Raw genomic sequence first — 11,821 nt, forward strand, 5'->3', positions numbered from 1 at the left:
GACAAATTCGATGACACTCTGGAGCGATGCGCCGATTTAAACCAGATATCGCGGTAGTGCTATCAGGAGAAATTGAAATCGTGACCATCTCGCTCTACGAAGCTTCCGTCGGCGTGTTCGTGCCGTATCTCGGCAATCTGTCGGTTCTTCTCGACCACGCCTCGGCCCATGCGAGAGCCCGAAACATTGATCCGGCCGTGCTCCTGAACATGCGGCTCTCGCCCACCATGTACAGCCTGAAGCAGCAGGTGGCAGAAGCCAACCGGCATGCGGTCGTTGCCGGCGCGCTGCTGGCCGGCCGTGACCCACACACATTTTCAGACAGCGAGCCCGACATCGCCGAGCTCAAGTCGGGGATTTCAGCGGCGATCGATTTCGTGAAGGGCTTGCCGCGCGCCGAGATCGACGCCGCAGCCGACAAGGAAGTCGCTTTCACGTTCAAGAACGGCACCCAGCGAAAATTCACCGGAAAATCGTTGCTGCTGACGTTCAGCGTTCCGCAGTTCTTCTTTCATGTCACGACGGCCTACGACATCCTGCGCCATGCGGGTGTCGATCTTGCCAAGAAGGATTTTCTGGGACCGCCGAGATAGCCGTCAGACAGCGCCGAAGGCTATGCCTCGCTGCTGTCCTTGCTGACCAGATTGGCGGCGGCGCCGCGTTCGGTCATCTCGCTCTTCAATTGCTCGAAGCGCCGGCGTGCGTCGCTTTCGCGATCGTCCACCATCTGGATCGCGGCTTCCCTCGACATCGGGCCGGAGACGATCGGAGCGGAATTCTCCCCGATGGTCTCGTCGACATAGTAGTCGCCATTCTCAAGGCGGACCGTCCACTTGAAACGGATCGAGGCCATCGGCCCCGGACCGTGCCTGGAGTAACCGTGAGCCTCGATCGGCGAAGGGGTCACTGGGATTGGTGGAGGGGCCACCGGCCCATGCTCCGCGACCACGGGTTTATCGGGCTCGCGGTGGCTCTCCGGTCGGTCGAGAATGCTGGCGATGGCCGCCAGCGCGTTGTCGGTCGGGTCGCTCTGAGTCACGATTCAGCCTCCGGATCGGGGCGTCGTAAGCAGAATCAATGTCCCCGTTGCCGCCCCGTGTCTTCCCTCGTTACCGAATAAGGCTGCGCCTTGTCCATCCGTGGCGCTTTTGGGGCGGAGTTTAAGCACACACCGGCGGTATTCTGTTCTTCCAGGGCCGCTCCTGTTCGAGCTGCCCCGCCAGCCGGAACAGGGTCGCCTCATCGCCGAACCGGGCCGAGAACATCATGCCGAGCGGCAATCCTGCCTTGTTCCACGCCAGCGGCACCGACATCGCCGGCTGTCCGGACATATTGAACATGGCGGTCCCCGGCATATAGCGGCGCAGGATCGGAGCAATATGCGACAGATCCTCCGACATGGTGTTGAGTTCGCCGATGCGCAGCGGCGGCGAGCACAATGTCGGGCTCAGGAAGACGTCGCAGCTCTCGAAGAAGGCGGCAAGCGAGCGCGAAATCTGGAAGGCTGCGAGCTGGGCGGCGACGTAATCGGTCGCGGCGGTCTTTTGCGCGTTGTGAGCGAACGCCAGCGTCAATATCTCGAAATCGTTTTCCGTTGCGGTGCGCCCGAGCCTCTGCTCGATCAGCCGTACCGTCAACGCGGTGTTGCCGCCGACGATGGTGGTCATGGCGGCGGCCGGATCAGCGGCAAGCACTGGCGCCCGTTCCTCGACGTGATGGCCGAGGCCCGCCAGAAGGCCCGCAATCCCGCGTACGGCCGCCGCGATTTCCGGATCGATAGCGTCGCCATACGGCGATTTGTCGGTGAAGGCGATGCGGAGCTTACCCGGATCGCGGCCGACTTCCTGCGAAAACGGCCGTTCCGGCGGCGGCGCCATGTAGGGGCTCGAAGGCTCGGGACCGTGGATCGCGTCCATCATGACAGCGCTGTCGCGTACGCTGATGCTCACGACGTGGCCGCAGGAGAAGCCACCCCAGCCTTCGCCGCGATCGGGGCCGAGTGGATTACGCGCCCGGGTCGGCTTCAAGCCGAACACGCCGGACGCGGAGGCGGGGATCCGGATCGAGCCGCCGCCATCGCTGGCATGCGCGACAGGGAGGATGCGGGCGGCAACGGCCGCTGCCGCGCCACCCGACGACCCACCGGAAGAATGCTCGAGATTCCAGGGATTGCGGGTCGGCCCGTGCAGGCGCGACTCCGTCGTCGGCATCAGGCCGAATTCGGGACTGGAGCTCTTGCCGAAGATCGAGACGCCAGTATCGAGAAAGCGCTGCGCCAGCGTGCCGCTGTGGTCGGCCACAAAGTCCTTCAGGACCGTGGCGCCGGAGGTCGTGCGCGTGCCCTCCAGGAGGTCGAGGTCCTTCAGGAAGAACGGTACGCCGGTAAAGGGGCCGTCGGGCAGCCCGCGCTCGATCTGGCGTTCGGCATAGTCGTAATGCTTTACCACGACCGCGTTGATCTGCGGATCGACCTTCGCGGTACGGGCGATGGCCTCGTCGAGCAATTCCCTGGCCGCGACTTCTTTCTTCCGAACCAGTTCGGCAAGGCCGACCGCGTCGTAATTGCCGTATTCCTTGAAGGCCATGCTGATACCTCGCTTGCCGACTGGTCGGTGGACCGGCCGCGCCCGGGGTCATTGACTTGCGGGCGATTTAGCCGAGCACATCCTGATTGATCACGTTCTGGCGCACGGGTTCGCCATCCAGCACGCTCAGAATGTTGCGGGCGGTCTGCTCGCTCATCCGGTCGACGGCTTCCACCGTGACGCCTGCGACATGCGGCGCCATGATGACGTTCGGCAGGGCGAGCAATGCCTGACCGGCCGGCGGGGGCTCCTGCGCGAAGACGTCGAGGCCCGCGCCGGCAAGCTTGCCGGAGACCAACGCGGCGTGCAGGGCGGCCTCGTCGACGATTCCGCCGCGCGCCGTGTTGATCAGATAGGCTGATGGCTTCAGCCGCTTCAACCTGTCAGCATTGAACATGCCGACCGTCTCCGGATTCTTCGGGCAATGGATGCTGACGAAGTCGGCACGCGGCAGCGCGGCGTTGAGGTCGGCGATCGGATCGCAACCGGCGGCCTTGATGTCGGCGGCAGGCTTGTAGGGGTCGAAAACCAGGACGCTCATTTCCATCGCAAGGCAGCGCTTGGCGGTGCGGGTGCCGATGCGGCCAAAGCCTATGATCAGAACCGTCTTGCCGAAGAGGTCATAGGGCAGCATTCCCAACCGGTCGGCCCACTTGTCGTCCCTGACAAGCGAATGCATTTCCGTCGCGCGCTTGGCGAGCGTCAGCATCATGAACAGGGCATGTTCGGCGACGGACGGCGAATTGGCGGTGCCCGCCACCATCAGCGGGACCTTGCGGCGGCTGAGCGCGGGAACGTCGACGGCGTCGAACCCGACGCCGATCCGGGTCACCACCAGCATGTCTTTCGAGGCTTCGAGCTCGGGCTCGCCGAAGCGGGTGCCGCCGAGGGCGACGCCATGAACCGGCGCATGCTCCTTCAGCTTGGCTTCGAAATCCTTCTGCGAAATCATGTTGGGGAATTCGACAAGTTCGATGTCGTCCCGCGCGTGAAGTAGCGCTCTTCCCGGTTGCGACATCGATTCCGTGATGAAGATTTTCTTCTTGTTGGTAGCCATTCCCTGCCCTTAGGTCTCGCTGCTGCGCCGTCAAAGGACGACGCCGGTCACCTCGTTTAGCAGGTGCATGTTGTTGAGGTCCACAGCCAATCGGAGCGGGGCGCCGTCGTGCGCATCGGCGTTGGGATTGACCCGCCCGCAGACCTGCGAGCCTTCCATCGTAAAGTAAATCAGCGTTTCCATTCCCATCGGCTCGGTGACATCGAGCACCGTGTCGAATGTCTCGACGCCCGGCTGGGGATGCGGCTTTGCCTCGGTGACATGCTCTGGCCGCAGCCCGAGCAGCAATTTTTCGGCGCGCGGAATGCTCTGGTAACGGACGGCGCGCGCCAGCGGTAGCGGGAAGGCGAGGCGATCGGTCAGCCGGACGTGCAACTTGCCCGCGATATCCTCCAGCCGGCAGGGAATGAAATTCATTGCTGGCGAGCCGATGAAGCTGGCGACGAATTTCGTCGCCGGCTTGTGATAAAGCTCGTTCGGCGTGCCGATCTGCTCGATCCGGCCATGGTTCATCACCACCACGCGGTCGGCCAGCGTCATCGCCTCTACCTGGTCGTGGGTCACGTAGACCGTCGTAGTGCGGACCTTCTGGTGCACTTTCTTGATCTCGATCCGCATCTGCACGCGCAGCTTGGCGTCGAGGTTGGACAGCGGCTCGTCGAACAGAAACACTTTTGGGTTACGCACGATGGCGCGGCCCATGGCGACGCGCTGGCGCTGACCGCCGGACAATTGCTTCGGCTTGCGGTCGACCAGCTCGACGATGTCGAGCATGCGCGCGGCCTCGTCGACGCGGCTCTTGATCTCGGCTTTGGGATAGCGCTTCAGCCGCAGCCCGAACGACATGTTCTCCGCCACCGTCATGTGCGGGTAGAGCGCGTAGTTCTGGAACACCATCGCGATATCGCGATCCTTTGGCGGCACGTCGTTGACGACGTCGCCGCCGATCATGATGTCGCCGTCGGAGATATCTTCCAGGCCGGCAATCATCCGCAGCGTGGTCGACTTGCCGCAGCCCGACGGCCCCACCAGCACGACAAACTCATGGTCGGCGATGTCGAGATCGATGCCGCGCACCGCCTCGACTTCGTCATAACGCTTCACTACCTTGCGCAACGTCACGTCAGCCATGAGATCAACCCTTTGTCGCACCGGCGGTCAGGCCGGCAATGTAATAGTCCATCAGGAAAGCGTAGATGATGAGCGGAGGCGCTGCGCCGAGCAGGGCGCCGGTCATGATCTGTCCCCAGTTGAAAACGTCGCCCTTGATCAACGTGGTGATGATGCCGACCGGCATCACGAGCTGGTCGGTCGAAGTCGTGAACACGAGGGGATAGAGGAACTGCGCCCATGACACCGTGAAGGCGAAGATCGTCGCGGCAATAATGCCGGGAAAGGCAACCGGAATGAAGATGCGAGTCAGGGTCTGAATCCATGACGCGCCATCGATGATGGCGGCCTCATCGAGTTCTTTCGGGATCGAAGCGAAGTAGCCGATCATGATCCAGGTGCAGAACGGCACCGTCAGGGTCGGATAGAGAATAAGCAGCACGTACCATTTGTTGATGAGCTGGATGCCGGTCCAATCGCCGATCACCGCGAACATCTTGAAGAGCGGGATGAAGAGCAGTGTCTCGGGAATGAGATAGGTCAGGAAGACGCCGGTGGCGAGAACCGTAGAACCCCAGAACCGCATCCGCGCCAGCGCGAATGCAGCCGGCACCGAGATCAGCATGGTGATCGTAACGACGAAGATCGAGACGATCGCTGAGTTCCAGAAGAAGCGCAGAAACTGGTTCGAGGTCAGCAGACCGACATAGTTATCGAGCGTTGGGTGGAACACCCACCACGGATTGGTCGCGGCCGAAATCTCCGCGCTGCTCTTCAATGACGTGATGAGCATGTAGATCGGCGGCGTCAGCGAGAAGATCGCGAAGATCACCAGGAAGAAATACGACCAGCGCAGTGCCCAGGTCCGGTCGCGGCTCATGCTGCCGTATTTGACCTTGCGGGTCGGCGCGGCCTTGTCGATTGTTACAGTTGTCATCAGGCTTCATTCCCGCGTTTGTTGACGTCGCGCAGGATGAAGATCGCCGCGACCGCCAGGATCGGCACCATGAAGAGGGATACGCTGGCGCCCAGCGGTATATCGCTGCCCTCGATTCCGATGCGGAACGCCCACGTCGCGAAGATATGGGTGTGGTCGAGCGGGCCGCCCGCGGTCAGGATGCGCACGATGTCAAAATTGGCGAACGTCACGATCAGTGAGAACAGCGTGGTAATCGCGATGATGTTTCGCATCATCGGCAGCGTGACGTACCAGATGCGCTGCCACCAATTGGCGCCGTCGATGGCGGCGGCCTCGTAGAGCTGTTCCGGTACGGATTTCAGCGCCGCCAGATACATGATCATGAAGAACGGTGCGCCGACCCAGATGTTGACGAGAATGACCGAGAAGCGCGCCCACATGGCATCGCCGGTCCAGGGGATCGGTCCGATGCCGAAGAATGAGAGCGTGTAGTTGAACGCGCTGTAGGAGGGGTCGAACAGCCACAGCCAGGCGAGCGTGCTCATCGCCGGGGGGATTACCCACGGTACCAGCAGCATGCCGCGCCATTTGCGCTGGCCCTTGGCCGGTATGTTGTGAACGAAATGCGCAATGATAAAGCCCAGCAGCGCCTTGAAGATGACGGCTGTGATCGCGAAGATGCAGGATTGCTTCACGACGAGCCAGAACGTCTCGCGCTTGAACAGGAATTCGAAGTTGCTGAGCCCGACGAATCGCTGCATCGACTTGTTCAACGTCGCCAGATGCAGCGCGTAGAATGCCGGATAGATCACAAGGGTCGCGATCAGGAGGATCAGCGGCAGCGTCATCAGGAACGCCACAGTCGATTTGCGCTTGAGCATACGGTGCAGGCTGCCGCGTTTGCGCGCGGCCTGCGCGGCGGCCCGGTTCGACTGCAATACGACGTCAGCCATGCTGTGTTTTCATCCCTGTAACGTTTCGCCGGGTCCGCGATTGAAGAAGGATACGGAATGGCGGCCTGCGATCAGGCAGGCCGCCATGGTATCTCGTCCGTCAGCTCCGCATGAAGCCTTCGCACTCGCCTTCAGCCCAGGCGAGCACCTTTTCCATCGCTTCGCCCTGGTGATAACGCAGGCACATCTTGGTCAGGGTCGCCTGCGTATAGATCTGCTGTGCGATCTTCGGCGGGGCGGGCGCCGCGGCGATCGAAAGCGTCTGGTGGTTGTGCGGGTTCGGATAGTGGTAGAGCGTGCCCTTGGGCGGCACTTCCTCCTGCCAGACCTTGAGCGTGGTCAGTTTCTCGTAGCAGGGCAGGTCGTAGCCGCCGCTCGCCACCACCATCTTCTCGATCGCGTCGGGCTGCGAAAGCGCCCTGAGCAAGCTCTTGGCCGCTTCCTTGTTCTTGGAGAACGACCAGGTGCCCCAGAAATAGGGCAGATAAGGTGCGAAGCGGCCCTTGGGCCCCGCCGGGAAGCCGTGGGTCCAGCACTGCTCGGCCACCTGCGGCGCGTCGCGCTTGGCGACCGCCCAGGCGCTTGGCGGGTTCATGATCAAGGCACCCCTGCCGGAGACCAACCATTTGTTGTTGGAGGCATCGTCCCAAGCGCCGACATCAGGCGGCAGGAAGGAGATCAGCTTCTTGTAGAACTCCAGTGACTGGCGCACCGCGTCAGTCTTCACCGTGACGTTGCCCTTCTCATCGACGAGGGCTGCGCCGAACGACTGGAAGATCGCGCCTGCCGTATCGACATTGTCGGTGGTCTCGCCGAGACCGATGCCGAAGGGAACGCCGCCCTTCTGGCAGGCTTCCGCAGCCTTCAGGAAGGTATCCAGGGTCCAGCTATCGGCCTTCGGCGGAGCGCCTGCCGGATACAGTGCCTGCACGTCGATGCCGGCATGCTGCTTCATCAGGTCGATGCGCGAGCAGGGACCCTTGATCTGGCTGCCAACGCTCGAAGGCACCGCGAGCCATTTGCCTTTGGACTGGCCGAGATATTTCACGGTACCGTTGGGTTCGCCGTTCTGCTTGATGAGACCTTCCACGACGTCATTCATGGGTTCCAGCAGCTCGGCCTGCGCATGCGGCCACCAGGTCTGCATGGCCATAATGTCGTGACCGGACCTGGCCTGCGCTTCGGCGGCGATGGTGAGTATGAGCTTGTTACCCTGGCTCGGGATGTAGTCGATCTGAACCTCGACCTTCTCCTTCTCGGCCCAGGCATAGACGATATCGGTGGACGCCTTGTTGGCGCCGGGAACCCAGTGGTCCCAGAAGCCGATCGAGAGCTTGCCGGCGGCATTGGCGCCGCGCACATAAGGTGCGGTTATGAGTGCAGCGGATGATAGCGCGGTCGCAGCAACGAATTGTCGGCGAGAAAGCTTCTTGCGTAGCATGACGTCTCCCCTTTGCTGAGCCAGATTTTGCTTCTTGTTTTTCGTCTCCGTCTGGAGTGGAGCCGCAAGCAGACGGCGGCCAGCGGAGATTTTTGTAATTCGATCAGACCAGAATTGTTCGCGCCTGTCGAGAATACACAGCTTCTGCAGTCATTGAACTAACGTTGCGTGGAAATTCCGGGCGGCGGGAGCGACGATGTCGTATCGTCGGGATCGTCAATAATTGACGCGGCAATATTGAATTGACGCGGCAATATTGCGGCGCACACTTTGCTGCCGGTCCTGGTGCAGGGTGTACGATTGCGCCGCGGTCCAAACGATGGCGCGTGCAACTGCTTCACCCCGAAGATGTTTCCTGCCGTGGAACCATGCAGCGCAACGGTGGACGAGTTCGGGGCGGAAACGATAGTTTAGGCGGCGAAGGATTCTGGCGCGCCCTGTGAATGGCGCGCGCGGCACGTTTCTCGATCGACTATGGAGACCAGACAATGACCCGTCCTCAGCAGATTGCGCCGACAACGTCGCGATTGCTTTTTGCGCTTGGCGTCATCCTCATGCTGGCCCTTGGCGCATCTGCGACAGCGAACGCGCAGGGGTTGGTGCAGGGCGTGCAGCAGGGCGCGCGCGAGGGCAACAAGGCTGCCGGTCCGGTCGGCGGCGTGTTGGGCGGCGCGATCGGCGGTGTCGTCGGCGTGGTCAGCGGCGTTACCGGCGTCCTGACCGGGGGCAATAACAAAGGCGGACAGGCGCCGGCGGCAAAGGATGCCAAGCAGGGCGAGACTTCCAAGCAGGGTGAGGCCTCCAAACAAGGCGAGCCGTCCAAGCAGGGTGACACGTCGAAGCCGGCGAAGGGGACCAAGGCTGCGAAGGCCGCCAAGCAGCAACAGCAGCAGCAGGCCGCCGTCCTCACCCAGGCCGGCGCGCCGCAACTGACGGCCGAACAGATCGTCGCCAACAGCGACGCCAATATCGAGCGGATCAAGAAGGAGCTAAACCTCACGCCCGAACAGGAAAAGCATTGGGCCGGGTTCAACAGTGCGATGCACTATCTCGGTCACAACGGCGCCGATCGCCTCAATCTGCGTGTGGCGCGCGCCAAGCGCGATCCCCCCGATGACATTATCGAGCAGATGCGCAATGAGGCTCAGTTTCTCAACGACCGCGCCGTCGATCAGCGCAACGTGGCCGATGCGGCCGAGCCTTTATTCACCAGTCTGAACGACAAGCAAAAGGCGGTCTTCATTCAGGAAATGGTCAATCTTAGCCACGAGCGCGGGCTCGACTAGCAGCGGGCTCCGCCGGGACGAATAGCCGGGTACGCATGCCCTGGGGTAGGTTAAAAGGCGCGGCACCCGGCTACTCTGCCGCAGCGGCGCGGCTCCTCCAATCTCATTCCAATGATGATGAAACCCTGACGGACTCGCGCCTTAGTAATGGCTGACTTGCGGCGTTGTCGGGAACCTCACTCTTTGACGGGCAGTGTGGCATATCGACATCAACATCAACATCAACATCAACATCAACATCAGGTGGGCTTTGGCCACGGCACTCAACCCGGCCGGGACGGACCGGCCGAATTGACTTAGACCCGCGATGAGAACGGGGTCTCAGTTTTTCGGAAAGTTCAGTTCGACGCCGACGCCATCGGGATCGTAGAGGAAGAACTGCGTATCGCTGGTGCGCGGCACGATGCTCTCGCGGAATTTGACACCCTTCGATTGCAGACGCTTGCGCATGCCCTCGACATCGGTCGCCGCAAAGGCGATGTGGTCAAGCCGGCCCGTATCTTCGTACTTTTTCTCGGTGCCGCGCACCACGATGCCCTCGCGGGGCTTGCGCGTGCCCATCAGGTGCACAGTGGCTGCCCCGCCGGAATAGAGCCAGTAGCCGGGAAAATCGAGCGGCGGGCGGTCGCCGTTTTCCAGGCCCAGCACGTCGCAGTAGAAATCCTTGGTCCGCTCAAGGTCAGATGGTTCGATGGTGTAGTGCTGCAAGCCGCCAAGTCCCATGGTCGTCTCCTAAACAAAGCTGAGGTCGGCATCGACGCCCATCATCCAGGCGCCGACGGTTTCAAAATGCCTGAGCTGGCCTTGCAGCTGCTGGGTCACGGTATGGATGTCGCGGAAGCGGCGCTCCAGCGGATGGTTCTCGAAGATCGCGGTGGCGCCTGCGGCATTGTAGGCGAAGTCGACCGCCTCGCGCGCCTTGTGAATGGCGTTTGTGGAGGCCATGCGGATGTTCATGCGCTGCGCCATGGTGATGGTCGCGCCCGCGGTGATATCTTTCCAGGTATCGGCCATTGACTGCAGCACGTAGCCGCGCGCGGCCCGGAGATTGACCTCCGCCTGGGCGAGGTTGCTCTGGACCACGGCATTGTCCCGCAACGACTGCCTCGCACCACGCGGTACCTTGTTGCGCATCGTCTCGACGAAATTGTCGAGGGCGGTGCGGGCGATCCCGCAGGCGACGCCGGCAAACCCCAACTGGTAACAGGTGTGGTTACTCATGCGGTAGAGCGGGCCGCTCTCGCGGCATTCCCGGTCGAACTCGCGGGTAATCGAATGGTCGGCGCGCACGAAGAAATCGTTGAGCGCGAACTGGTCGCTGGCGGTGCCGCGCAGGCCAACGGTGTTCCAGATGTCGGTCCACTCGACGTCTTCGGAGCGTACCAGCATGGTCCGCTCGAGCGGCATGCCGTTAGCGTCGTGTTTGGGCGAACCGTCAGCGGCATAGATTGGGCAGTGCGCGCCGAGCCAGGTCGCATGCCGGCCGCCGGATGCAAAGGACCACACGCCGGTCACCCTGTAGCCGCCTTCGCATTCGACTGCGCGAACCCTGGGGCCGGGTCCCCACGCCAGCACCGCGCGCGGATCGCCGAAGATCGCCTGCGCCACCGGCAGGTCGAGATAGGCTGCCGACATCGCGCACCCGCCGGCCTGGCTGAGGCACCAGGCGGTGGAAGCATCAGCTTTGGCGATGGTTTCGATGACGTGGAAAAAAGTTACGGGATCGGTTTCGATCCCGTTGGTCGAGCGGGGCAACAACAGGCGGAACAATTGCGCGTCGTGCAGCTTGTCGAGCAGCGCGGGCGGCAGTCGGCGCGCGGTCTCGATGTCGTCGGAAGCTGTCGCGACATCAGGGCGGATGGCCTCGGCCCGGGCGATCATCGCCTGGTCGCCGGCGAGATCTGCAGAGTTTGCAATCGGTGTATTCAAGACCATGCCTGCCGGGTCATCGCATATGTGTGCCAGTCATTGGTGGAAAGGCTATCGTGCCATCGCCGCGATCGGCAAGTCCATGGTGACGCGGAGCACATCTGCGAATAAGCGATTGGGATTTCGTGCCGCTCTGCACAATGGGGCCTGAAGACAATCGCATTGGCCGCAGCCCGCGCCTGTTTCGGTTTTCCCGGGCGCATGCGCCGACTTGTTTAAGGTTTTTGCGCTAGCCTAGCGGTTTGGCCGGGATCGATCGGAATGGAAGAGAAGCGAAAGTATCCGCGAACGGAAATCGACGAGCCTGCCTATGTTTCGTCGGGCGGTTCCGTCATGCCCTGCGTGGTGCGGAATATCTCGCGCGAGGGAGCGGCGATCGACGTCGACAACCCGACCTTCGTCCCGCAGCACTTTCGCCTGGTGATGGCAAAGGACCCATCGATCGTGCACGAGTGCCGGGTCACCTGGATCCAGAAGAATCGTATCGGCCTGACCTTCATGAAGATCGCGGATGCGGTCGCGGAACCGCCGCCATCGTAGC

General features: G+C 62.1%; 12 protein-coding genes. 3 read left to right on the forward strand and 9 right to left on the reverse strand.

The window, feature by feature from the left end:
• Positions 1-80: 80 nt before the first annotated feature.
• The gene (locus C7G61_RS35925; protein WP_244608621.1) at positions 81-593 is read left to right on the forward strand and encodes a DUF1993 domain-containing protein; all 513 of its coding nucleotides are present in this window, start codon (positions 81-83) and stop codon (positions 591-593) included.
• Positions 594-613: 20 nt separating this feature from the next.
• Here C7G61_RS35925 and C7G61_RS35930 read toward each other — a convergent pair whose 3' ends face one another.
• The 7 genes from C7G61_RS35930 to C7G61_RS35960 form a co-directional block, all read right to left on the reverse strand.
• The gene (locus C7G61_RS35930) at positions 614-1,039 is read right to left on the reverse strand and encodes a hypothetical protein (RefSeq protein WP_108522432.1); all 426 of its coding nucleotides are present in this window, start codon (positions 1,037-1,039) and stop codon (positions 614-616) included.
• A 121-nt stretch (positions 1,040-1,160) separates the two neighbouring features.
• On the reverse strand, positions 1,161-2,585 hold the full coding sequence (locus C7G61_RS35935) for an amidase (protein ID WP_108522433.1): 1,425 nt from the start codon (positions 2,583-2,585) through the stop codon (positions 1,161-1,163).
• Between the two features lie 67 nt (positions 2,586-2,652).
• The gene (locus C7G61_RS35940; protein ID WP_108522434.1) at positions 2,653-3,642 is read right to left on the reverse strand and encodes a hydroxyacid dehydrogenase; all 990 of its coding nucleotides are present in this window, start codon (positions 3,640-3,642) and stop codon (positions 2,653-2,655) included.
• Positions 3,643-3,672: 30 nt separating this feature from the next.
• A complete protein-coding gene (locus C7G61_RS35945; RefSeq protein WP_108522435.1) occupies positions 3,673-4,773 on the reverse strand; it encodes an ABC transporter ATP-binding protein in 1,101 nt (366 codons plus the stop codon).
• 4 nt (positions 4,774-4,777) lie between these two features.
• Positions 4,778-5,689, reverse strand: coding sequence for a carbohydrate ABC transporter permease (locus tag C7G61_RS35950; protein WP_108522436.1), 912 nt, complete (start codon positions 5,687-5,689; stop codon positions 4,778-4,780).
• Entirely contained in the window at positions 5,689-6,624 is a 936-nt protein-coding gene (locus tag C7G61_RS35955) for a carbohydrate ABC transporter permease (RefSeq protein WP_108522437.1), read from the reverse strand. Before C7G61_RS35955 ends, C7G61_RS35950 begins: the two co-directional genes overlap by 1 nt.
• 100 nt (positions 6,625-6,724) lie before the next feature.
• Entirely contained in the window at positions 6,725-8,065 is a 1,341-nt protein-coding gene (locus tag C7G61_RS35960; RefSeq protein ID WP_108522438.1) for an ABC transporter substrate-binding protein, read from the reverse strand.
• Between the two features lie 488 nt (positions 8,066-8,553).
• Here C7G61_RS35960 and C7G61_RS35965 point away from each other — a divergent pair, with 488 nt between their 5' ends.
• Positions 8,554-9,351: a Spy/CpxP family protein refolding chaperone gene (locus C7G61_RS35965; RefSeq protein ID WP_108522458.1), complete on the forward strand. Its 798-nt coding sequence runs from the start codon at positions 8,554-8,556 to the stop codon at positions 9,349-9,351.
• 321 nt (positions 9,352-9,672) lie between these two features.
• Here C7G61_RS35965 and C7G61_RS35970 read toward each other — a convergent pair whose 3' ends face one another.
• Positions 9,673-10,074, reverse strand: coding sequence for a VOC family protein (locus C7G61_RS35970; RefSeq protein ID WP_108522439.1), 402 nt, complete (start codon positions 10,072-10,074; stop codon positions 9,673-9,675).
• Positions 10,075-10,083: 9 nt separating this feature from the next.
• Positions 10,084-11,280, reverse strand: coding sequence for an acyl-CoA dehydrogenase family protein (locus C7G61_RS35975; RefSeq protein WP_190242128.1), 1,197 nt, complete (start codon positions 11,278-11,280; stop codon positions 10,084-10,086).
• A gap of 261 nt (positions 11,281-11,541) precedes the next feature.
• Here C7G61_RS35975 and C7G61_RS35980 point away from each other — a divergent pair, with 261 nt between their 5' ends.
• On the forward strand, positions 11,542-11,820 hold the full coding sequence (locus C7G61_RS35980) for a PilZ domain-containing protein (protein WP_108522441.1): 279 nt from the start codon (positions 11,542-11,544) through the stop codon (positions 11,818-11,820).
• Position 11,821: the final 1 nt, after the last annotated feature.

The sequence above is a fragment of the Bradyrhizobium algeriense genome (assembly GCF_003062295.1).
GTDB lineage: Bacteria > Pseudomonadota > Alphaproteobacteria > Rhizobiales > Xanthobacteraceae > Bradyrhizobium > Bradyrhizobium algeriense.